Source organism: Pseudomonas sp. S2_C03 (assembly GCF_054668405.1).
On sequence record NZ_CP162766.1, the window covers coordinates 1,157,071 to 1,178,056 of the forward strand.

General features: G+C 62.6%; 20 protein-coding genes. 9 read left to right on the top strand and 11 right to left on the bottom strand.

Going from position 1 to position 20,986, the window contains the following annotated elements; all coding sequences use genetic code 11:
• The first annotated feature begins 12 nt into the window (after positions 1 to 12).
• The 5 genes from AB4N64_RS05195 (at position 13) to AB4N64_RS05215 (ending at position 5,263) form a co-directional block, all read left to right on the top strand.
• Positions 13 to 549, top strand: a complete 537-nt coding sequence (locus tag AB4N64_RS05195) for a Csu type fimbrial protein (RefSeq protein ID WP_460122565.1) — start codon at positions 13 to 15, stop codon at positions 547 to 549.
• A gap of 4 nt (positions 550 to 553) precedes the next feature.
• Positions 554 to 1,054, top strand: coding sequence for a Csu type fimbrial protein (locus AB4N64_RS05200; protein WP_460122567.1), 501 nt, complete (start codon positions 554 to 556; stop codon positions 1,052 to 1,054).
• A 38-nt stretch (positions 1,055 to 1,092) separates the two neighbouring features.
• Positions 1,093 to 1,881 (top strand): fimbrial biogenesis chaperone, encoded by a 789-nt coding sequence (locus AB4N64_RS05205; protein ID WP_460122569.1) that lies wholly within the window; start codon positions 1,093 to 1,095, stop codon positions 1,879 to 1,881.
• 62 nt (positions 1,882 to 1,943) lie between these two features.
• Entirely contained in the window at positions 1,944 to 4,304 is a 2,361-nt protein-coding gene (locus AB4N64_RS05210; RefSeq protein ID WP_460122571.1) for a fimbria/pilus outer membrane usher protein, read from the top strand.
• Positions 4,301 to 5,263 (top strand): Csu type fimbrial protein, encoded by a 963-nt coding sequence (locus AB4N64_RS05215; RefSeq protein WP_460122573.1) that lies wholly within the window; start codon positions 4,301 to 4,303, stop codon positions 5,261 to 5,263. Before AB4N64_RS05210 ends, AB4N64_RS05215 begins: the two co-directional genes overlap by 4 nt.
• A gap of 131 nt (positions 5,264 to 5,394) precedes the next feature.
• Here the strand turns inward: AB4N64_RS05215 and AB4N64_RS05220 are convergent, their stop codons facing one another.
• The 7 genes from AB4N64_RS05220 to AB4N64_RS05250 form a co-directional block, all read right to left on the bottom strand.
• On the bottom strand, positions 5,395 to 6,441 hold the full coding sequence (locus AB4N64_RS05220; RefSeq protein ID WP_460122575.1) for an ABC transporter substrate-binding protein: 1,047 nt from the start codon (positions 6,439 to 6,441) through the stop codon (positions 5,395 to 5,397).
• Between the two features lie 18 nt (positions 6,442 to 6,459).
• On the bottom strand, positions 6,460 to 7,575 hold the full coding sequence (locus AB4N64_RS05225; protein ID WP_460122577.1) for an NAD(P)/FAD-dependent oxidoreductase: 1,116 nt from the start codon (positions 7,573 to 7,575) through the stop codon (positions 6,460 to 6,462).
• Complete coding sequence (locus tag AB4N64_RS05230) at positions 7,572 to 8,927, bottom strand: FAD/NAD(P)-dependent oxidoreductase (protein ID WP_460122579.1); 1,356 nt, start codon at positions 8,925 to 8,927, stop codon at positions 7,572 to 7,574. The genes AB4N64_RS05225 and AB4N64_RS05230 overlap by 4 nt, the downstream gene beginning before the upstream one ends.
• 163 nt (positions 8,928 to 9,090) lie before the next feature.
• Positions 9,091 to 9,381 (bottom strand): (2Fe-2S)-binding protein, encoded by a 291-nt coding sequence (locus tag AB4N64_RS05235; protein WP_460122581.1) that lies wholly within the window; start codon positions 9,379 to 9,381, stop codon positions 9,091 to 9,093.
• 7 nt (positions 9,382 to 9,388) lie between these two features.
• Positions 9,389 to 10,183 carry an ABC transporter permease gene (locus AB4N64_RS05240; RefSeq protein ID WP_368559022.1) on the bottom strand — a complete coding sequence of 265 codons (795 nt, stop codon included), beginning with the start codon at positions 10,181 to 10,183 and terminating at the stop codon, positions 9,389 to 9,391.
• 6 nt (positions 10,184 to 10,189) lie between these two features.
• Positions 10,190 to 11,059, bottom strand: coding sequence for an ABC transporter permease (locus tag AB4N64_RS05245; protein WP_460122583.1), 870 nt, complete (start codon positions 11,057 to 11,059; stop codon positions 10,190 to 10,192).
• A complete protein-coding gene (locus tag AB4N64_RS05250) occupies positions 11,056 to 12,075 on the bottom strand; it encodes an ABC transporter ATP-binding protein (RefSeq protein ID WP_460122585.1) in 1,020 nt (339 codons plus the stop codon). The genes AB4N64_RS05245 and AB4N64_RS05250 overlap by 4 nt, the downstream gene beginning before the upstream one ends.
• Positions 12,076 to 12,319: 244 nt before the next feature.
• On the opposite strand from AB4N64_RS05250, the gene AB4N64_RS05255 reads away from it, so the two are divergent.
• Positions 12,320 to 13,156: an IclR family transcriptional regulator gene (locus AB4N64_RS05255; RefSeq protein ID WP_460122587.1), complete on the top strand. Its 837-nt coding sequence runs from the start codon at positions 12,320 to 12,322 to the stop codon at positions 13,154 to 13,156.
• A gap of 50 nt (positions 13,157 to 13,206) precedes the next feature.
• Here AB4N64_RS05255 and AB4N64_RS05260 read toward each other — a convergent pair whose 3' ends face one another.
• Both AB4N64_RS05260 and AB4N64_RS05265 read right to left on the bottom strand, forming a co-directional pair.
• Positions 13,207 to 13,959 (bottom strand): anti-sigma factor family protein, encoded by a 753-nt coding sequence (locus AB4N64_RS05260; RefSeq protein ID WP_460122589.1) that lies wholly within the window; start codon positions 13,957 to 13,959, stop codon positions 13,207 to 13,209.
• Positions 13,956 to 14,462: a sigma-70 family RNA polymerase sigma factor gene (locus tag AB4N64_RS05265; protein WP_460122591.1), complete on the bottom strand. Its 507-nt coding sequence runs from the start codon at positions 14,460 to 14,462 to the stop codon at positions 13,956 to 13,958. The genes AB4N64_RS05260 and AB4N64_RS05265 overlap by 4 nt, the downstream gene beginning before the upstream one ends.
• A gap of 159 nt (positions 14,463 to 14,621) precedes the next feature.
• On the opposite strand from AB4N64_RS05265, the gene AB4N64_RS05270 reads away from it, so the two are divergent.
• From AB4N64_RS05270 to AB4N64_RS05280, 3 genes are all read left to right on the top strand, one after another.
• Positions 14,622 to 15,695, top strand: coding sequence for a catalase family peroxidase (locus tag AB4N64_RS05270; RefSeq protein WP_460122593.1), 1,074 nt, complete (start codon positions 14,622 to 14,624; stop codon positions 15,693 to 15,695).
• Positions 15,692 to 16,237 (top strand): cytochrome b, encoded by a 546-nt coding sequence (locus AB4N64_RS05275; RefSeq protein ID WP_460122595.1) that lies wholly within the window; start codon positions 15,692 to 15,694, stop codon positions 16,235 to 16,237. Before AB4N64_RS05270 ends, AB4N64_RS05275 begins: the two co-directional genes overlap by 4 nt.
• A gap of 142 nt (positions 16,238 to 16,379) precedes the next feature.
• The gene (locus AB4N64_RS05280) at positions 16,380 to 17,744 is read left to right on the top strand and encodes a zinc-dependent metalloprotease family protein (protein ID WP_460122596.1); all 1,365 of its coding nucleotides are present in this window, start codon (positions 16,380 to 16,382) and stop codon (positions 17,742 to 17,744) included.
• Positions 17,745 to 17,837: 93 nt separating this feature from the next.
• Here AB4N64_RS05280 and AB4N64_RS05285 read toward each other — a convergent pair whose 3' ends face one another.
• Both AB4N64_RS05285 and AB4N64_RS05290 read right to left on the bottom strand, forming a co-directional pair.
• Entirely contained in the window at positions 17,838 to 18,989 is a 1,152-nt protein-coding gene (locus AB4N64_RS05285; protein WP_460122598.1) for a M14 family metallopeptidase, read from the bottom strand.
• Positions 18,990 to 19,024: 35 nt separating this feature from the next.
• On the bottom strand, positions 19,025 to 20,950 hold the full coding sequence (locus AB4N64_RS05290; protein ID WP_460122600.1) for a sigma-54-dependent Fis family transcriptional regulator: 1,926 nt from the start codon (positions 20,948 to 20,950) through the stop codon (positions 19,025 to 19,027).
• Positions 20,951 to 20,986: the final 36 nt, after the last annotated feature.

A 20,986-nucleotide genomic window follows, 5' to 3' on the forward strand; every position in this document is an offset into this window, starting at 1 on the left:
AGGAAGGACACCATGCGCACACTCGCTACAAGGATTGGTTTACCGCTGCTCGGTCTGACACTGGTGTCCAGTGCCCAGGCAGCCACCACCGTTACCGGCCAGATCACCTCCAGCCTGATCCTCATCAGTAGCTGCCAGGTCAACGGCTCGGGCGGCTCCACGGGGCTCAATTTCGGTGCCTTGAACTTCGGCACTGCCAACAGCCTGTTCACCACCGCCTCCGGGCAAGTGCTGGGTGGTGGCGGCGGGGCGCTGTCGATCCTGTGTTCCAGCGGCACCACGCCCTCGGTCAAGGTACGTGCGGGCGCCCACGACGGCCAGTCGCCGGGAGGCACCCGGGCGTTGTACGACGGAGTCGCCAACTACGTGCCGTACGACCTCTATACCGACGCGGGGCACTCGCAGCTGTTGGCGATCGACGGGGTGATCAACCTGGCCGCCAGCACCGGAGTGGCACAGACCGTGAATCTCTACGGTCAGGCGGTTGGCAAGGCCGGTCTGCCGGCGGGCACCTACACCGACACCATCTCCGTTGAACTGACGTTCTAGGACCATGAGCCGCCAAGGATGGGCTGCACTGTTGATGCTGTGGACCACCAGTTCGCCGTCGTCCCTGACCGCGGCAACCAGCCAGAGCTTCCAGGTCAACGCCACGGTGGTACCCGGTTGCCTGGTGGTGGGCGGGGTGTCGAATTACGGCAGCCTTGATTTCGGCAGCCAGTCGGCGCTGGCCACCGGTACCGTGCGAGTCGCCCTGACGGCGGATGTGCAGTTGCAATGCACGCCAGGGGTGGCCTTGAACATGAGCGTCGATGGCGGCCAATACAACAGTAGCGGGCGGCACATGCAGCTCGGCACGGGCAGCAACCGTGTGGCCTATCAGTTGTTTCGCGATGCGGCTTACAGCCAGAGCCTGGGGATCGGCCAAAGCGTATCGGTGGCCTACGCCGACGCCAACAACATCCGCCTGCCGATCTACGGCCAGGTGCAATTGCCGGGCAATCAGCCTGGGGGGACCTACAGCGATGTGCTGCAAGTGCAGCTCACGTGGTAATGCGGTGATCGGGCCAGGCAAACACAAGGAGTGGATACATGGGGTTACCTTTGCGGCGGTATGGGGTCGTGGGGCATGCATTGTTGGCGTCGCTGCTGTGGGGGGCAATCAAGGCGCAAGCCGCCAGTTCGGTGCTGATCTGGCCAATCGACCCGGTGCTGGAGGCCGATCAGCAGGCCAGCGCCCTGTGGCTGGAAAACCGTGGCGATGAAACGGCCAACCTGCAAATCCGCGTGTTTGCCTGGAGCCAGAGCGGGTTCAGCGATCAGTACCAGAATCAGCGCGACGTGATCGGCAGCCCGCCCGTGGCCAAGATCGAGCCCGGCCAGAAACAACTGGTGCGCCTGACCCGTACTCGGGAGATTGCGCCAGGGCAGGAGCTGGCTTATCGCATCATCATCGACGAAATCCCCTCGGCGAAACCCACCGCCGCCGACGACGGTAAGACAGCGGCGGCGATACGTTTCCAGATGCGCTACTCGGTGCCGCTGTTCGCCTATGGCGCGGGCCTGTGGAGCAAGGAGGACGCCAGCCGCAAGCGTGATCCGAAGGGCGCGGGCCTGCCGCAGCTGACCTGGCGCACGGTAGCGGTTGATGGGCAGCCCTATGTGGAGGTGCGCAATCAGGGGGCGGTGCATGCCCGGCTGACGGATGTCTCGCTCAAGCAGGGCGGGCAGGAGAAGCCGCTGGTGGAAGGACTGCTCGGCTACGTACTGCCCGGCGCGATCATGCGCTGGCCGGCGCCAGGCCCGATGACGGGCAACCCGGCGTTGCAGGTGCGAGTCAACGGCGCACCGCAGGTACAGAGCGTTACGCCGTCCCGCTGATGGGGTGGCGCTGATCAAGTGGTGCAGGGAGGGCAGGGTCCATTGACGGACGTACAGCGGTAATGAGCCAGTACCTGGCTCGCAGTTTCCAGCGTCCGTTGCGGACCATCGGTTGTGTGGGTTGCCTGATGTTCGCGCATTGTGGCATCGCCGCCGACCTGCCGCCGCCACCCAGCGGCATGGAGACCGTGGCCGATGCGCAGTTGTTTCTGGAGTTGGTGGTCAATCAAATGAATACCGGACGTGTCGTCGCCGTGGAACAACGCAACGGGCGGCTGTTCCTGCCAGCCAGTGCATTGCGCGATACCTTCATGAAACTGCCGGACAGCCTTGGCGCCGAAGTCGATCTCGATGGGTTGCCGGGCCTGCACAGCGAGTACGACAGCACCGGTCAACGCCTGCTGCTGGAAGTGCCACCCAACTGGTTGCCGGAACAGTTCGTGGGCAACCGCGACGCCTACCCGCGCACCCAGGCGTTGAGCAGCTTCGGCGCCTTGTTCAACTACGACCTGTACCTCAATGACACCGATGACGCTGGCACGTACCTCGCGGCGTGGAATGAAGTGAGGCTGTTTGACGGTTGGGGCACGTTGTCCAACACCGGGCAATATCGACGCACGCTCTCGGGGGATTCGGTCAGTACGCTGAACAACGGCTACCTGCGCTACGACACCACCTGGCGCTACTCCGATGACGAGCGCATGTTGACTTTCGAAGGCGGGGATCTGGTCAGCGGCGCATTGCCCTGGAGCAGTTCGGTGCGCATCGGCGGGGCACAGGTGTCCCGGGACTTTGGCGTGCGACCGGATCTGGTCACCTACCCGCTGCCGCAGTTTGCCGGGGAAGCGGCGGTGCCGTCCTCGGTGGATCTGTTCATCAATGGCTACAAATCCAGTAGCGCGCAGCTGCAACCCGGCCCTTACACCCTGACCAACGTTCCCTTTATCAATGGGGCGGGCGAAGCGGTAGTGGTCACCACTGATGCGCTGGGCCGCCAAGTCTCGACCACTGTGCCGTTCTACGTCACCAGCAGCCTGTTGCAAAAAGGCCTGAGTGACTTTTCGGTGGCCGCCGGCTCCTTGCGTCGCGATTATGGCCTGCGTGATTTTTCCTACGGACCGGGGGTGACGTCGGGCAGTTTACGTTACGGGATCAGTGACAATTTCACCCTGGAAAGCCACGCCGAAGCCTCGGATTCGCTGACCCTGGGCGGCATCGGTGGCAACCTGCGCCTGGGCAATTTTGGCGTGCTGAATACAGCCGTCAGCCAGAGCCGGTTCGACGGCGACCGCGGCCAGCAACTCAGCTTCGGCTATCAGTACAGCAGCCAGCGCTACAGCTTCTCTTACCAGCGTTTGCAACGACGTGACCGCTACGCCGACCTGACCGTAGTCGACACCCCGTTCAACACCTTGAGCCAGCGCAGTGAACAGGCGACCCTGAGCGTCAACCTCGACCGCTGGGGCAGCCTGGGCGTGGGTTATTTCGACATCCGCGCGGCCGATGATTCGCGCACCCGCCTGCTCAACCTGACGTGGAGCAAGCCGCTGTGGCACAACAGCAGTTTCTACCTGTCGGCCAACCGCGAGATCGGCGACAGCAACTGGGCGGTGCAGGCGCAACTGGTCGTTCCGTTCGACCTGTACGGGAGCCTGGCGGTCAGCAGCGAACGCAGCAACACCGGACAAACGCAGCAGCGGGTCAACTACAGCCGCGCGGTGCCGACCCAGGGCGGGGTCGGATTCAGCCTCGGTTACGGCCAGGGCGACGGGCCGGCCTATCGTCAGGCCGACCTGACCTGGCGCCTGCAATCGGTGCAGTTGCAGGCCGGTGTCTACGGCACCAGCGACGCCGAAACCCGTTGGGCCGATGCCAGTGGTTCGCTGGTGTGGATGGACAGGCAGGTGTTTGCCGCCAACCGTATCGACGATGCCTTTGTGGTGGTCAGCACCGACGGTTTTGCCGACATCCCGGTGCGTTACGAAAACCAGCAGGTCGGCCAGACCGATCGCAACGGCCACCTGCTGGTGCCATGGAGCAGCGCCTACTACCGTGGCAAGTACGAAATCGACCCGCTGAACCTGCCGGCCAACGTGCGCAGCCCGAATGTCGAGCAACGGATTGCCGTGCGCCGGGGTAGCGGTTACCTGCTGGAGTTCCCCTTGAGCCGGGTGGTCGCCGCGAGCATCGTGCTGGTGGACGCGCAGCAACAGGACCTGCCGCTGGGCAGCGGCGTGCTGCATGAACAGAGTGGCACGCAGACGGTGGTGGGCTGGGACGGGCTGGTCTATCTGGAAGACCTCAAGGCGCAGAACAACCTGAAGGTGAGCCTGGCGGATGGCAAAAGCTGTGAGGTGCGATTTGCCGTGGATATGCAGCAGGAGCAGATCCCGCTGATCGGCCCACTGGTGTGTCGGCCATGAGGTGGCTGGCGCTGTTGCTGCTTTGCCTGCCGGGATCGGTGTGGGCGTTGTGTTCGGTGGTCTCAACGTTACCGGCGGCATTTGGCACGGTGAGTTCGATTGCCGTGCGTTCGTCTTCGCAGCCCAGTTCCACGACAAATGCCGGACTGCGTTGCACGGGCTCATTGCTGACGTTGCTGAGCGCTAATGACCATTTCTACGCCACCGTCACGTCGACGACATCCGGTATGGTCGGCCCTACCGGGGACGTGATTGGCTACACGCTGTACGCCAACAACAGCACCAGTTATTCGATCACGCGTGGCACGCAGTTCGATTTTGCCCGCAACGGGATCATTGATCTGCTCGGCTTGCTGGGGGGCGTGGTGCCCAGAACCGTACCGATCTATTTGGGCAGCATCAGTGGCAGCAACGTGGCAGCGGGGGTCTACAGCGAGACGCTGAGCATCTTCTGGGACTGGAACTACTGTTCGGGCATAGGCGCCTTGGGAGCCTGCCTGGGGCAAGACATCAACAGTGGCACGACCACGCTGACGGTGAACATGACGGTGTCCAACGACTGCACCATCACCGCGCCGAACATCGCGTTCGGCAGCGCGCCGGTGGTCAGCGGGTTCACGGCAGTGACCGGGCAGACCATCAACCTGGCCTGCACCAAGGGAAGTGCCTATTCCGTGGGCCTGAGCGACGGGCAGAACCCCGTCAGTGTCGGCGGACGGCGGCGGATGATCTCCGGCAGCAACTACCTGGCCTACGACATCTTCAAGGGCAGCGGCACCACACGCTGGGGCAGTGTCGGCGCGGCGCGGCGGGCCAGCATCGATGCCGAGGTCAACCCTGGCAACGGGCTGGGCACTGGCAGCCAGATCTTCAACTACAACGCGAAGATCTACACCGACCAGGCCACACCGCCAGCGGGGACCTACGTGGACAATGTGGTGCTGGATGTGGGGTTTTGAGTCCACTGTAGGAGCGAGCATGTCGAGGCGTCGAACCGTCGCGAGGGTCGTTAACGATGACGTTGGCTGCCTGACACCCAGTGGTGTATGAGACTCCATCGCGAGCATGCGCGCTCCTACAGGGTTGGGGGCTAACGCTCGATACTGCGGTTCCAGCGCGCATTCCACTCAGGGCGCAATTCGTTGACCTTGTCCCAATCCACCGCAATTGCCGCTTCCAGGTACTTCTTCATGGCATCGACCTGACCGCGGGTCTTGTCGGTGGTCGGCGTATTCGGGTTGGACGGGATCTGGTCGCCGTCTTCCAGTGCAACAGCCTGGGCCTCTGGGGTCAGCAGGAAGGCGGCAAGTTTCTGCGCCAGCTCCGGTTGGGTGTTGTTGGCGATGGCGCATTCGGCGACGTTGAGCACCACCGAGCCTTCCTTCGGTTGCGCGTATTCAACCTGCATACCCTTGAGTTTCAGGGCGGTCACCTGGGTCGGCGTCAACGGGAACAGCGCCGCTTCATCGGTCTGCAGCATTTCGGAAATCTTCGCCGAGCTCGGAATGTACTCCAACACATTACGCCCCACGGTGTTCGGCCAGGCCTTGAAGCCTGGTTCGACGTTGGTTTCGCTGCCGCCCTGGATCCGGTTGAACATCAGGAAACCGTGCAGGCCGAAGGTCGAGGAGGCCATCGACTGGAACACCACCTTGTCCTTGAAACGCGGGTCGGCCAGGTCCATCCATGAGGTCGGCGCTGCCCACCCCTTTTCCTTGAACAGGCGCGTGTTGTACGCCAGTCCAGTCACCCCCAGGCTGACTGCCACCGCCTCATCCTTGATACGGCCCTTGACCGGAATCTGTGCCAGGGTCGGGTTGTCTTGAAGCTTGTCGCAAAGGCCCATCGCGATGGCGCGGTACATGATGCCGTCGTCGAGGAACATCACGTGCATTTGCGGATTGCCCTTGCTCGCCTGGACCTTGGCGAGGATGTCGGCGGAGGTGCCCGGCACGATCACCACCTTGACGTTGTTGGCTTTTTCGAAAGCCGGCAGCACCTTGTCGGCGTAAAGCCGTTCCATGGTGCCGCCGTTCATGCCCAGGTACAGCGTCGGTTCGGCGTGAGCCTGGCCAACGGAGAGCAGGGCGCCCAGGCAAGAGAGTCCGAGCAGTGCAGTGCGTTTGACGTTATTCATAAGCGCGACCTTCCTCTATCAAGCAACGGAGATGGAGTGAAACCGGGTGATGGAAAACGCATCCAGCGGCGTGTTTGAAGCGCCGCTGCAGATGATTTCGGTGAGCGCCTGGCCCACCGCGGGGCCGATCTGAAAACCTGCGCCGGCAAAGCCGAACGCATGCAACAGGCCGGTTTGGGTGCCACTGTGGCCGATCACCGGCTGGCGATCGGGCAGGTAACCTTCGGTGCCGCTCCAGGTACGAATCGCCTGGGCGCCTTGCAGAAACGGATACAGCTCGGCGGCCTGGCGCAGGATCTCGATCACCGCTTGTTGACCGGGACGGGCGCGGGCACCGTCGAGCGCAAATCCCTGGCCACCGCCGAGTACGCAATTGCCGCGCGCGACCTGACGGGCATAAATGCCGCCGCCCTCGACGCCGGTGCTGGCGTCCATCACCAGCGGCAAGGGTTCGGTCACCAGCATGGCCGGGTGGCCGGAATGCATCGGCACCGTTTCACCGAACTGCTCGGCGAGGGTGCCGGCCCAGGCACCGGCGCAATTCAACAACCAGGGGGCGCGCAGCTCCAGGCCGTTTTGTGTGTGCACGTGGAATCGCTGGCCGTCGTGCGCCACGCTGCTCACCGCGCATTGTTCATGCACCTGCGCGCCGTGCCTGCGCGCTGCCTGGGCAAACGCCGGGGAGACCAGGCGCGGGTTGGCATGGCCGTCATCGGGGCAGAACGAGGCACCGACCGCCACCTCGCCCACCCACGGGAAACGGGCGCGCAATTGCGCCCGGTCAAGCAGTTGCAGGTCCAGGCCAAAGCCCTGGCTACTGGCGGCGTAATCGTGCAGCGCCTGCAAATCGGCGAGGCTGCGGGCCAGTTTCAAGTGGCCGCTGCGCTGGTACTCGCCGTCGATGCCGATCAGCTCAGGCAAGCGCCCCCAGATTTCGTGCGCGCGTTGCGACAGTGGCAGTTGCGACAGCGGTCGCCCCTGACGACGGACGCCGCCGTAGTTCACACCGCTTGCATGCGAACCGCAGAAGTCCCGTTCCAGCAGCACCACGCTGCGCCCTGCCTGGCTGAGAAACAGCGCGGCGGAGGAGCCGACAATACCGCCGCCGATGATCACGGCATCAACTTCGATCATGACTCGATCTCCAGGCCAAACGGCAACGGCTTGATCGGCGCCTGCGCCCGAAGCCGACCGATCTCGGAGACTGCCCGCTGACTCTGGCAGGCGATGATTTCCGCCGCCGCGGCGCCGCACATTCGGCCCTGGCAGCGACCCATCCCGACCCGGCAATGGGCCTTGACCCGATTGATTTCCCAGTGGCCTTCGCGCACGACTTCGCGGATGTCGCCGGCGCGCACTTCTTCACAGCGGCAGATCATCGTGGTGTCGGCGGTATCGGCTGCCCAGTTCTCGGGGAACACGAAGGCGCGCTCCAGGCCATGGCGAAAGCGCTCGATGCGGCCGAGATTGTGCTCCAGTTGTGCGCCGCGCTGTGGCTGAATCAGAAAACCGCTGTCTTCAAGCAAGGCCAGCGCAGCCCGTTCGCCGGCCATTTCCGCGGCGTCGGCACCCATGATGCCAGCGCCGTCACCGGCCAGGTACACCTCGCTGACGCTGCTGCGTCCGGCGTTGTCCCGTTGTGGCAGCCAGGCACGGTTGAGTGGGCTCCAGGTGAAGGTGCAGCCGAGCAGATCGGCCAGTTGGGTTTCGCTGCGCAGGCCATGGGCAAACGCCACGGCATCGCAGGCCAGGCGATGGACACCGCTGGCGTCGGACCAGTTCAGCGACTGCACGCGGTGTTCGCCCTCGACCTGTTGCAAGGTGGCACCCTGATGGACCGGGATGCCATGGGCGGTAAGCCAGCTACGGTAGTAGATGCCTTTGGCCAGGGTGGCCGGTTGCGAGAGCAGGCCCGGCACGGCGCGGGCCTGGGCGCTGAAGGGTGAGCTGTCGAGCACCGCGACCACCTTCGCCCCGGTCTTGGCGTATTGATAGGCAACCAGATAGAGCAAAGGGCCGCTGCCGGCGAACACCACCTGTTCACCGATGGCGCAGCCCTGGAATTTCAGGGCGATTTGCGCGGCGCCGAGGCTGTACACGCCGGGCAGCGTCCAACCGGGTATCGGCAACACCCGGTCGGTGGCGCCCGTGGCGACGATCACCCGGGAGAACTCCAGGCGTGCAGCACGACCTTCGCGCAGGGTGTCGAGCGCGTTGTTTTCGGCGTTCCACACCAGCGTGTCGGGACGGTAGTCGAGTTGTTCGCGCAGGTTGTCGAGCGTCTGGTGCAGCGCATTGGCCTTGCGCGCTTCTAAGCCATACAGCTTGACCGCCGAGCGCTTGAAGTTCGCCGGCTGGCGCCGATAAATCTGCCCGCCACCGCGCGCCGCTTCATCCAGCAAGACCGGGCGCACGCCATGGGCCACCAGTGTCTGCGCGGCACGGATGCCGGCAGGGCCGGCGCCGACGATGACCACCGGGTTCATAGGCACCTCGTCTGTGTGGCTGGAGGATTTGTGGTGCCTATTCGGGCCTCATCGCGAGCAAGTCGAATCGTCGCACCGCCGCTCCCACAGGAATTCGCGGCGCACCCTGAACCTGTAGGAGCGAGCTTGCTCGCGATGGGGCCAGAACGATCAACGAAGAAACTCATAGGCACCGCCCCGGCTCGCGGCTGATCTGTTCGCCTGCTTCGAGCATTGTCGAGCAGGCGCGAACGCGGCGGCCGTCGCCCAGGCGAACCCAGCAATCCTGGCAGGCGCCCATCAGGCAGAAGCCGGCGCGGCGCTCGGCGCTGAAATCGCTGCCGCGCAGGTGTTCGCTGCAAGTCAGTACCGCCGTCAGCACGGTGTCGCCGAGCAGGCCGCTGGCGGGCTCACCGTCGAGCGTAAAGTTCAAGGCCGGGCGCTCGCCCTCGGTCAGTCGTTTCAGCAAAGCCATGGCGCCCTCATTGTTTACCCACCAGGACCCGATCCAGGCCGTAGACCCGATCGAGCAGAATCATGGTCAGCGCGGTCAGCGCAATCACCAGGGCCGAGACCGCCGCCATCATCGGATCGATGGACTCGGTGGCGTACACGTACATTCGCACCGGCAGCGTTTGTGTGGCGGGGGAGGTGACGAAGATCGACAGCGTCACCTCGTCGAAACTGTTGATGAACGCCAGCAACCAGCCACCGGCGACCCCCGGCAGAATCATCGGCAAGGTGATCTGGCGAAACAGCGTGAAGCGACCGGCCCCCAGCGATTGCGCGGCATGTTCGGCACTGCGGTCCAGGCCGATGGCCGAGGCCAAAACCAGGCGCAACACATACGGAGTGATCACCAACACGTGGGCAAAGATCAGCCAGGCAAAGCTGCCGTTGACGCCCATCAGCGCAAACAGACGCAGCAGGGCCACGCCCAGGACCAGGTGCGGAATGATGATCGGCGACAGGAACAGGCCGTTGAAAAAATCCCGGCCAGGGAACTCGAAACGGGTGATCGCCAACGCTGCAGGCACTGCGATCAATGTCGCCAGGCTGGCGGCACTGAATGCCAGGATCAGACTGTTGTAGAACGCGTCGATAAAGTCGGCACGCTCGAACACGGCGCGGAACCAGCGCAGGGAAAATTCCGTGGTCGGCAGGCTGAGGGTGTTTTCCGGGGTGAAGGCCACGAGGCACACCACCACCAGCGGCGCGAGCATGAACAGCACCACCAGGGTATGGAACAGCAAAGCGAAAGGACCGTTCTTGGACATGTCGAGTTATCCCAGTGACTTCTTGTAGCGGCCTTCGATCATCCGGTTCCACGACAGCATGATCAGCAGGTTGAGCAGCAGCAGTGCGACGGCGATGGCCGCGCCCATGGGCCAGTTCAGCTCCGACAGGTACTGGTCGTAGATCAGCGTGGCGACCATCTTGATCCGTCGACCGCCGAGCAATCCGGGAATCGCGAACGAACTGGCGGCCAGGCCGAACACGATCAGGGTGCCGGAGAGCACGCCGGGCATGATCTGCGGCAGCACCACTTTGCGGATCACCGTGAAGTGGCTGGCCCCAAGCGACAGCGCAGCCTGCTCGGCAGCGGGATCGAGTTTTTGCAGCGAGGTCCACACCGGAATGATCATGAACGGCAGCATCACGTGGACCAGCGCGACCACTACCGCGAACGGTGTGTAGAGCAGCTTCACCGGCGAGCCGCCCAGGGCTTGCAGGGTCTGGTTGAGCAGGCCGTCGGCGCCGAGCAACAGGCTCCAGCCAAAGGCGCGCACCACCACCGAAATCAGCAGCGGGGTGAGGATCAGCACCAGGAAGATCGAGCGCCACGGCGCGCCCATGCGGCTGAGGATGTAGGCCTCGGGCACGCCGATCAGCACGCACAGCAGGGTGGTCAGGGCGCTGATCCAGAAAGTGCGCAGGAAGATCTCGTAGAAGTACGGGTCCCCCAGCAGGCTGCTGTAGTGTTCAAGGGTATAGGCCTGGCTGTCGATGCCGGTGCCGTAGTCGAACACGTTGAACGACAGCACCAGGGTCAACAGCAGCGGGACAACGAGCAAGCAGACGTACAACGCCAGCGCGGGTGCTGACAGCAGATAGCCCTGGCGCCCTTGTCGAAGTGCGGCCAGCGTACTCATGCCGACACCTCGTCGACGCTCAGTACTCGCAGCAGCGCTGTGTCCCAGTCCAGGCCGACGGTGGTGCCTTCATTCAGCGGTGCCGAGCCGTCGTTGCGGCGCACGACGCTGAGTTCGCCCAGGTCGGTTGTGACGCCGTACAGCCACTGGCTGCCAAGGAAGAAGCGGCTGTTGATGCGACCTTGTACGCGACCGCTACCCGCATCGCACAGATCGATTTTTTCCGGGCGAAGGCTCAGGGTCAGCTCGCCGCCCGCTTTAACGTGGACCACGCCTGTGCTGTCACGCTCGCCGGGTAGCAGGTTGGCCTTGCCGACGAATCCGGAAATGAACTCCGTGCGCGGGTGTTCGTAGAGGGTATAGGGCGCGTCGATCTGGGTGATGCGCCCGGCTTGCATCACCACCACGCGGTCGCTGATGGACAGCGCTTCGGACTGGTCGTGGGTGACCATCAGCGTGGTGATGCCGACCTCGCGCTGGATGCGGCGGATTTCGAATTGCATCTCTTCGCGCAAATTGGCGTCGAGGTTGGACAGCGGCTCGTCGAGCAGCAGCACCGGTGGTTCGATCACCAGGGCCCGCGCCAGTGCCACCCGCTGGCGCTGGCCGCCGGACAACTCCCGTGGGTAACGCTCGGCATGCTTGTCCAGGCGCACCAACTTGAGCACCCGTTCCACGCGTTGCTGCAACTCGCCGTTGGCCACCTTGCGCATGCGCAGGCCGAAGGCGACGTTGTCCTTGACGGTCATGTGCGGGAACAGCGCGTAACTCTGGAACACCACGCCCAGGCCACGACTGGCGGGTTTGGCGTGGGTGATGTCGCGACCATCGAGCAGGATGCGCCCGCTGGTGACTTCAACGAAGCCGGCGATCATTTGCAAGGTGGTGGTCTTGCCGCAGCCGGAGGGGCCGAGCAGGGAAACGAACTCGCCTTTATCGACCGAGAGATCGGTGGCCACCACGGCGTCGATGTCGCCATAGCGTTTGCCAAGTCCTTCAAGTTGCACGAAAGCCATAACTGCGCTCCACCTGTGATTGTTATGCGCGGCCTGGGGCCGTGCTTTTTTGTATGGGCAGATACGAAAAGGTCTTGCCGGGTGCGTTGGCGCTCGATTTGAGTCGGCTGCCGCTGTTGTTCGAATCGCCCCTGTATGGACGCAGAGTAGGACGAAGACTAGGATGGGCTCAATGGCAAATTTCACTGAATCGATGACTATTTTTAGTTTCATTCATTGAATAAATTAAATGACGAGAAATGGCATGACTGATTCCACTGAGCGGAATAAAGATAAAAATGAAGTCGGTGTCGGCGCTGTCTCAAGGTTGTTTGCCGTCCTGCGGACCCTCGGTGACACGGTCGAGGGCGGCGAGCGGGTGACCCAACTGGCCCAGCGCATCGGTCTGTCGCAACCGACCACTCACCGCCTGCTGCGCAGCCTGATGGACGAGGGCATGGTCGAGCAGGACGGGCGCAGCAAGCGCTACCGCTTGAGTCTTGAGTTCTTTGCCCTGGCTGCGCGGGCGGGCAATACCGGCAACCTGCGTGAGCTGGTTCGCCCGTCGCTGCTGCGGCTGTCTGCGTCATTGGGCGACTCGTTGTTCCTGCTGGCGCGCAGCGGGTTTGATGCGATCTGCCTGGACCGCAGTGAAGGGCCGTTTCCGATTCGCACCTTTACCGGTGACATCGGCGGACGCGTGGCGTTGGGTGTCGGCCAGGGCAGCCTGGCGATCCTGGCGTTCCTGCCGGAAGAAGAGCGCGACACGGTGATCCGCTATAACCTGCCACGGCTCAAGGACTTTCATTTGTACGACGAAGTGTTCCTGCGCGCCGAAGTCGATAACGTGCGTGCGCTGGGTTATGCCGGACGCAACACTGGTGTGCTCCAGGGGATGGCCGGGTTGGCCGTGCCGATCCTGGACCGCGAAGGACGTGCGGTGGCGGCGCTGAGTGTGGCCACCATCAGCGATCGACTGGGTCCGGACCGCTTGCCGACGGTGGTCGAGATGCTCAAGCGCGAAGCGGCGCTGATCGGGCCACGGATCAATCCGTTTGATCCGCTGCTGCGACGGCCTTCACAGGTGTTTGGGCAGGGGTGAGCGTTCCCTGGCACTGAGCAAGCCCGCTCCCACAGGGGGTAAGCGGCGACTCAAAAGTTTACGGTCTGCCGCAACATCCGCGCCGCCTGCGTATCGCTGGGGCTGACCATCGCGTAGTTGTACCCACCGCCCGACCAGTACTCGGCCTGCAACTCGCCGTCAGTGCGACTGCCCCGTGGCAGCATGAAGTTTCTCGGTCCTGGCGGGCGCACGTAGAAGCTGATCTTGTTGCCACCGCGATCCTCATACACCACCATCGCCGCCGGCCCTTGTTCGGTGCTGAGCAGACGCCCGCTGACCGGGCTGAATCCCGCGTGCGACAGATCGGGCAGGCGATTGGCTTGGGTGAAATACCGATCAAGCCAGCCCTGCATGTCGCCGGCTTCGCTGACCTTGTAGTCGGCCGGCAGCATGCCTTGCTGGGCAAACAGGCGGTAAGCCTGCATGGCATCGCCCATCGGTTGGGCGGCGTTGAGGAGGGTCATCTCGCGGGCTTTCCAACCGCTCAAACTCGCGACGCCGACGGCGATCAACAGCACCGCCGCGCTGGCCAGATGGCGTCGCGACCGACGCTTGAGCCGCTGGCGGATCAGCCATGGGTCGAGTGCCGGGTTGGCCGGTTGCTGCAAGGCGCCGCCGAGGGCCGCGCGCAGTTGCTGGGCGTCCTGTTGCCAGGCACGTACCTGTGCGGCCACGGTCGGGTTGCTGGCGAGAAACGTCTCCACGAGGCGTCGGTCGTCTTCACCGAGCTGGTGGTCGATGTACGCGTGCAGGTCGCGTTCGTTCGGAGGCATGCTGATCATTTGAGTCTCCGCAGGGAAGGGCGGGTGATTTCGCCGTCGCTGAGCTGGCGCAGGGCCTGGCGTGCGCGTGAGAGGCGTGACATGACGGTGCCGATGGGCACGTCAAGTATCTCGGCGACGTCCTTGTAGCTCAGGCCCTCGACCGACACCCAGAGCAAAAGGGCGCGCTGTTCGGTGCTGAGCTGGTCGAACGCCTCGAGCGTCGATTGGGCCAGCACCGTCCGTTCCGCTGACGGCTCGCTATCGTCGCGTCCTGTAAAGAATTCGAGCATCCGCGCGTAACGGCGCGAACGGCGATGCGCATCGAGAAACTGCCGGTACAGGATCGCAAACAACCAGGCACGCAAATCGCCCTCGGGGCGCTTGGCACTCCAACTCGACAGTGCGCGTTCAAGGCACGATTGCACCAGATCGTCCGCGCTGCTGGCGTTGCGCGTCAATGACACGGCAAACCGGCGCAGTCTGGGAATGATTTCTCGCAGTTGTTCGTCGATTTCGTTCATCAAATGCTGGCTAGTCACTACGCTGTTGGACTAGAGAGACGCCCGGAAGCCGAGGTTATTCCACGCCTGGAAAAATAAATACCGGGTGATGGAATAAACCCCAAGGCGGTGCGTCTGCCTGATTCTTCTCACTCATGGCCGCAGGCCCTGGAGTTTTTCATGGTAGATCGCTCATCACCGCCTTTGAGTGGCACGAGCCTGGTGTTGCGCCTGGCTGCCATCGCCGTGGTGGTCGGTGCCGTCGCCGGGGCGTTCGCCTACGTCAACGGAACCTTCGACCCACAACGCCTGACGCCGAAAAAACTGGTCAACGTGCTGGAAACCAACAATGGCGTGCATCCCGGATTTCGTCGCAACCATGCCAAGGGCGTGTGCGTGATCGGGCATTTCGAAAGCAGCGGCGAGGCGCACAGCTATTCCATCGCGCAGGTGTTCAACGCGGCCCGCACCCCGGTGGTCGGGCGCTTTGCCTTGCCTGCCGGCAGTCCTTACGCGCCGGATGGCGCGGTGCCGATTCGCAGCCTGGCATTGCGCTTCACCCAGGCCAATGGCCAACAGTGGCGCACCGGGATGAACAGCATGCCGGTGTTCCCGGTGGGCACGCCCGAGGCGTTCTACCAGTTCCAGCAGGCCCTGTCGCCGTTACCCGCCACAGGCAAACCGGACCCGGCCGCGGTGCCGGCGTTTTTTGCCTCGCATCCAGAAACCGCGCCGTTTCTGGCCTGGGTGAAAACCGCCAAGCCCTCGGCGAGTTACGTGACGGAGAACTACAACAGCGTCAACGCGTTTTACCTGGTCAACGCGACCGGGCAAAAACAGGCGGTGCGCTGGAACATGGTGCCGGTGGCCAAGGACGCGCCGGGTGCGACGGCGCCGCAAGGCAGCGATTATCTCGAGCAGGACCTGGTGCAGCGGATCGCCACGGGCCCACTGCGGTGGCAACTGATGATCACGCTGGCCAACCCCGGCGACCCCACCAACGACGCCAGCAAGCCCTGGCCCGAAGGGCGCAAGGTGATTAACGCCGGTACGCTGGTTTTGGAGAGCACCCAACCGCAGATCGATGGCGAATGCCGCGACATCAATTACGACCCGCTGGTGCTGCCGGCTGGCATCGAGGGTTCCGACGACCCATTGCTGGCCGCCCGTTCGGCCGGCTACGCCAATTCCTACCTGCGTCGCACCAGCGAAGTCAGCCAATTGCCTGCCGCCAAACAGGAGGCTCAACAATGAGCGCCCAACCCAACCACTTCGCTCAACTGGCGCGGCTGCTGCACTGGCTGATGGCGCTGATGATCATCGCGATGCTGTTTATCGGTGCCGGCATGGTCGCGTCCGTGTCCGAGCGCCATGAGTGGCTGATCCATCTGCACAAGCCGTTGGGCGTGGCCATTTTGCTGCTGGTGATCGTGCGCCTCGCCGTGCGGTTCTCCACCCGACAACCTCCGCTGCCTGCGGACCTGCCCGGTTGGCAAGTGCTGGCGGCGAAGGCTTCGCATGTCTTGCTGTACGTCTTGATGCTGGCGTTGCCGCTGCTCGGCTGGGCGATGATCTCGGCCTCGGGCGAGCCGGTGATGCTCGGCAGCTCGTTGCAACTGCCTTCGATCATGCCGGCCAACGCACCGCTGTTCGCGTTCCTGCGCAAGGCCCACGGCTATCTCGCGTACCTGCTGTTCCTCACCGTGCTGGTGCATCTGGCGGCAGCGCTGTTCCATGGCTGGGTGCGGCGCGATGGTGTGCTGGACAGCATGTTGCGGGGTAAGGATCGCGGTTGATCGTCTGGCGAGAAACACCGCGTACCTGTCAACTTTGACAGTTACGCGGCCCGGAAAAAGTCTGTTCAATGCTCGAAGACTGCAGTGGCCGCCAATAGGCCAGTCCCCCAGCAATGGATAGGTTTTTTTCGGGAGAAAAATCATGTTCAGCTCTGCAAGTTTGCATTGGATGCATCGAATTTTTTGCGGGATGCCGATCCTGTCGTTGATGATGTTGCTCGGCGCGTGTGCTCATTCGCCATCGGATGGCGATGCCGCGCCGCAAATGCGCAAGATCGAAAACTTCGCCAATAAGACTGCACCCCAGTTGTACGCAGACTTGATCGAACCGGGAGTTTTTGAGCTCATCAAAGACTACGACAGTGAGGGATATCGGGTCGTTAGTGGCAACGTGCGGATGAAGGATGATTCCCGAGGCTATCTGATCGATGTCCGCTCACCCGATGGAAGCCATTTTGCGTTGATGAGAAGAGCAGACGGCGAGGGCGTTTCGCGTGTCAGTAAAAACGGCGAGCGGACATTTACCCCGCTGCCCCCAAGGTCAGGCCAACCACTGCGAGACGACGCTGTTGCAGGCGTTGTCGAGAAAACGCTAGCAGGACCCAGGAAGCCGGATAAAAGTGCCTCGCCCCGCGCACCCGTGACCATCCATGTTTTTGCGGCCTATACCCGCAATGCGGTTGACTCCAAATATGTGGGGGCTGATCTCAACGCCGATGCGCGAGCAAGATTGGAAACAGTGAATTTGTCTTTACGCAATGCCGGTATCAATATCATCTCCTTGAGCTTGGCCAAGGCCGTGATTTTTGAAAGTAATCCACAGATTAGTTCGCAAACGTTGGACAACATGGAACTGTGGTTTGGTACTCCGGCACGTGAAAGCGGCGCGGATTTGATCGCGCTTTTTGCCGGCAAGGATTCTCATGTCGGCGACAGAAACGGAATTGCCCGAATGGGCGGTAGATTAAGCATCAGCTCCGTTACAAATAACTGGGTTTTCGCTCACGAGATCGGTCATAACGTGGGGGGAGGCCATTGTCTTGGCGACCAGCCGAACTACAAAAACGGTTATGATCAAGGGGTCCTTTGTCTGGACAACGAGTTTTGGTACTCAGGGCTGATCGGTTGGGAGCCTGGGAAACCGGTCAGGGGTAACTGGCTTCATGCCGATATGGCAAGAACATGGCTGGAAGAGAAATACCGTTTAGCTTCTTACACCCCTCCTTATCCACCCCTTCCCGAGTTTTATGAGCTGGCACCTGAGAATTTTCGCGCAGTTCCTGGGCCGAACAGTATTCACTTTTTCTGGGACCCGGTACCGGGCGCAGTTAAATACACCGTGTTCAAAAGACTGGGGATTCCACCGGCAGTCGGTACGCCTACCACCGCAAATTTTCTGCTTGAAGGGCGCCAGGCAGGTGCCGGTATTTACAGTGTCGAGGCCATCGATGCGAAAGGTCAGCTTTCAGGTAGAAGCGTGTACCTGACTACAGGCCCTCTGGAATAGTGCCTTCATTGCAAAGTCTTCCCTCACACGAGCTTGATGAGTGCCAATGACAGCCGCGCGAGGCTGCATGGAAATCCATGCAGCCTATGGGCGTTAGCGTAACCTGCCGACCATCTCCGCCACCGTCGTCAGTACATCCTTGCCCAACTGCTTCGAACGCTTGCCCGACCAGCCGGTGAGTGGGTTGGGATGATCGTCGTGGTCCTTGAACGGCATTTCCAGGGTGAGGGACAGGCAGTCGTACTTCTGGCCAACGGCGTTGCAGGCCAGGGTCATGTTGGCCTTGCCCGGCTCGTCACGCACGTAGCCGTGTTGGGTCTGGAAGTCCTTGGTGGTGTGCTTGAGGTGATTGCGAAAATCCTCTTCGAGCTTTTGGATGCGCGGCGTGTAGCCGGGGTTGCCTTCGCAAGCGGCGGTGAATACGTGGGGGATCTCCTCGTCGCCGTGGACGTCGATGAACAGGTCGACGCCATACTGTTCCATCTGCTGCTGGACGAAGAACACTTCCGGGCTGATCTCCGGGCTCGCATTCTGCCAGGCACGATTGAGGTCCTCGCCCATGGCGTTGGTGCGCAGGTGACCGTGGAAAGCGCCGTCCGGGTTCATATTCGGCACCAGATACAGGTCGGCGCTGGCCAGCAGTTTATTCAACACCGCATCGTCCTGATGTTCCAGGCGTTCAATCACGCCTTCCATGAACCATTCGGCCATGTGCTCGCCGGGGTGCTGCTGGGCAATGATCCACACTTTTCGCCGGCCCTCGGCGCCCGTGCCTTTGCGCAGAAGTTGGATGTCCCGACCCTCGATGCTCTTGCCGGTGGCCAGCAGTTCGGTGCCGGCCTTGGTCAGCGCCTGCTCGATCAGCCAGTCATGGCGGCCGCGGCTGTAGGGTTCGAAGTAGGCAAACCAGGCATGGGTGGCAGTGGCTTCAAGGCTGAAGCGCAGGGCATCGCCTTCGAAAATGGTCGGTATGCGGAACCAGTTCACATGATCGTAGGAGGCCACGGCCTGATAGCCGGTCCAGGCTTTGTTGTAGGAGGATTTGCTCGCGTTGCTCAGCCGGAACCAGTGCTCCTGGCCGACATGCAGGCCGCTGGCCTTGAAATGAAACCACTGGAAGTGCGGGCTGCGAGTGTCTGGCTTGATGGCCAGCAGCGGTTGCAGCGGATTGCTGAGGTCGAGCACTTCAATGTTGCCGCTGTCGAAGTTCGAGGTGATGCTCAAGGAGGATTTGGCCAGGGTCATATCATTTCCTGAATATGATTTTTATGGCGACTACTTTACACCCTGGGAACGCAATTGAGATCAGTCAGCGTGTCCCGACTTCTTCCCGGCATGTCGATGCCGTGTTGATGTACCCGCCGATACAGGGTAGCCCTGGAAATACCCAGCGAGCGGGCGGCGGCCGCCGGCTTCCAGCGATGTCGCACCAGCGCGTCGAGCAGCGCCTGGCGTTCCGGGCTCGCGCTGTGCTCGCCGCAGGCATGGCCGACTGCACTCTCTATCGCGGTGCCGCGCAAGGCCTCGGGCAGGTGGTCGAGCTGGATCAGTTGCGTATCGCACACCGCGCAGGCATAGCGCAGGACGTGGCGCAGTTGCCGCACGTTGCCCGGCCAACGGTAATTCAACAGGCATTCCAGCACGTTGCTGGCCAATTGCATCGGGGCTGCATCGGGCGGTGACTCTTGTGCCAGGATGCGGTTGACCAGGGTCAGGCGGTCGCTGCGTTCGCGCAAGGGTGGCAACTGAAAGCGTGCCCCGTTCAAGCGAAAATACAAGTCTTCGCGAAACTCGCCTGCTGCGACCAATGCTTCCAGGTCGCGGTGGCTGGCGCAGATCACCTGAATGTCGACGACCTTGCGCCGTGATGCACCCAATGGCGCGACTTCGCCTTCGGCAAGTACGCGCAGCAGCCGGGTTTGCAAGGCCAGCGGCATGTCACCGATTTCATCGAGGAACAAGGTGCCGCCGTTGGCCTGCTCCAGCAGGCCCTGCATGCCTTTGTTCGCAGCGCCGGTGAAGGCGCCCGCGACATAGCCGAACAATTCGCTTTCGATGAGGCTTTCCGGAATCGCTGCGCAATTGAGCGCGACGAAAGGGCGGTCGCGACGTCGACTGGCCTGGTGCAGGTGTCGGGCGAACACTTCCTTTCCCGAGCCGGTCTCGCCCTGGATCAACACCGGCAGGTTGCGGTCCTTGACCCGTACCGCCAGGCGCAGGCTTTCTTCCAGGCGCGGATCGAGCTCGACCGACGCCCGTGCCGGGCGCGCAGGGGCCGGCGGGCTGCGCCGAGGCAGGCTAAGACGGGCGTGCAGGGGCGGCTGACCGTTGCGATCCGGCAGTAGGCACAAGGATCCGTCTCGGGCTCGGTGCAATACCTGCTGATCGAACACCTGGTCGATGTGCTGCGGCAGTTGCTCAAAACGCTGCAGCAACCATTGGCGCGCCGCCGGGTTCAACGCCTGCAGGCAGCCGTCATCATCCCAGGCCAGCAGGTAATCGGGTTGACTGTCGACGTAACCCTGGTTGTTGTGCGCGCGCAATACGCAATAGCCCTGGGCGCTGCTCATGAAGAATGCCTGTTCGATCTCACGTGCGCTCTGTACCACCATCTGCCGGATCAGGTGTTGGGAGCGGCGATCATCGGGCGAGCGAACGGCCGACACATCGAGCACGCCGAGCAGTTCGCCCCGCGGGTCGAACACCGGGGCCGCCGAGCAGGTCAGGCCGATGAACGCTGCGCGAAAGTGATCGCGTTTGTGTACGGTCACCGGGGTTCGTGCATTGAGGACCGCCGCCACGCCGCACGTGCCTTCTTCACCTTCGGACCAGCAGGTCCCCAGGTACAGGCCGGCCTTGCGGCAATCGTTGCGAATCGAGGTTTCGACGCGGTAATCGATGGTCTGGCCCTGGGCGTCGGTGAGCAGGACGCAATAGTCGGCGTCTCGCACGCGGCCATGCAGGCGGGCCACTTCCTCGCTGGCGATGCGCAGGAACAGGTCGGAGCGTTCGCGGCATTCCTGCAGCACGTTCTGCGAAAGGATCCGCGGCCCTTGCAGCGAACCCGGGTCGAGATGGTGTTGCTCCATGGAACGGCGCCAGGAGTCGAGTATCAGGTCCGGAACCGGCAACTGGGGCAGATGCCCGGCATTCTTCAAAACACGGCTGACGCAATCGACGTGCGCCCTGGAATGTGCGGAAAGCATTAAGGCCTCCGATTCGATCTTCTTTTAGTTGTGCCG

Coding starts and splice junctions, on each gene's coding strand:
- AB4N64_RS05255 (WP_460122587.1), top strand. CDS start 12,320: ATGACTGATTCCACTGAGCGGAATAAAGATAAAAATGAAGTCGGTGTC.
- AB4N64_RS05210 (WP_460122571.1), top strand. CDS start 1,944: ATGAGCCAGTACCTGGCTCGCAGTTTCCAGCGTCCGTTGCGGACCATC.
- AB4N64_RS05245 (WP_460122583.1), bottom strand. CDS start 11,059: ATGAGTACGCTGGCCGCACTTCGACAAGGGCGCCAGGGCTATCTGCTG.
- AB4N64_RS05200 (WP_460122567.1), top strand. CDS start 554: ATGAGCCGCCAAGGATGGGCTGCACTGTTGATGCTGTGGACCACCAGT.
- AB4N64_RS05215 (WP_460122573.1), top strand. CDS start 4,301: ATGAGGTGGCTGGCGCTGTTGCTGCTTTGCCTGCCGGGATCGGTGTGG.
- AB4N64_RS05240 (WP_368559022.1), bottom strand. CDS start 10,183: ATGTCCAAGAACGGTCCTTTCGCTTTGCTGTTCCATACCCTGGTGGTG.
- AB4N64_RS05275 (WP_460122595.1), top strand. CDS start 15,692: ATGAGCGCCCAACCCAACCACTTCGCTCAACTGGCGCGGCTGCTGCAC.
- AB4N64_RS05230 (WP_460122579.1), bottom strand. CDS start 8,927: ATGAACCCGGTGGTCATCGTCGGCGCCGGCCCTGCCGGCATCCGTGCC.
- AB4N64_RS05260 (WP_460122589.1), bottom strand. CDS start 13,959: ATGATCAGCATGCCTCCGAACGAACGCGACCTGCACGCGTACATCGAC.
- AB4N64_RS05195 (WP_460122565.1), top strand. CDS start 13: ATGCGCACACTCGCTACAAGGATTGGTTTACCGCTGCTCGGTCTGACA.
- AB4N64_RS05220 (WP_460122575.1), bottom strand. CDS start 6,441: ATGAATAACGTCAAACGCACTGCACTGCTCGGACTCTCTTGCCTGGGC.
- AB4N64_RS05225 (WP_460122577.1), bottom strand. CDS start 7,575: ATGATCGAAGTTGATGCCGTGATCATCGGCGGCGGTATTGTCGGCTCC.
- AB4N64_RS05250 (WP_460122585.1), bottom strand. CDS start 12,075: ATGGCTTTCGTGCAACTTGAAGGACTTGGCAAACGCTATGGCGACATC.
- AB4N64_RS05205 (WP_460122569.1), top strand. CDS start 1,093: ATGGGGTTACCTTTGCGGCGGTATGGGGTCGTGGGGCATGCATTGTTG.
- AB4N64_RS05270 (WP_460122593.1), top strand. CDS start 14,622: ATGGTAGATCGCTCATCACCGCCTTTGAGTGGCACGAGCCTGGTGTTG.
- AB4N64_RS05265 (WP_460122591.1), bottom strand. CDS start 14,462: ATGAACGAAATCGACGAACAACTGCGAGAAATCATTCCCAGACTGCGC.
- AB4N64_RS05285 (WP_460122598.1), bottom strand. CDS start 18,989: ATGACCCTGGCCAAATCCTCCTTGAGCATCACCTCGAACTTCGACAGC.
- AB4N64_RS05290 (WP_460122600.1), bottom strand. CDS start 20,950: ATGCTTTCCGCACATTCCAGGGCGCACGTCGATTGCGTCAGCCGTGTT.
- AB4N64_RS05235 (WP_460122581.1), bottom strand. CDS start 9,381: ATGGCTTTGCTGAAACGACTGACCGAGGGCGAGCGCCCGGCCTTGAAC.
- AB4N64_RS05280 (WP_460122596.1), top strand. CDS start 16,380: ATGTTCAGCTCTGCAAGTTTGCATTGGATGCATCGAATTTTTTGCGGG.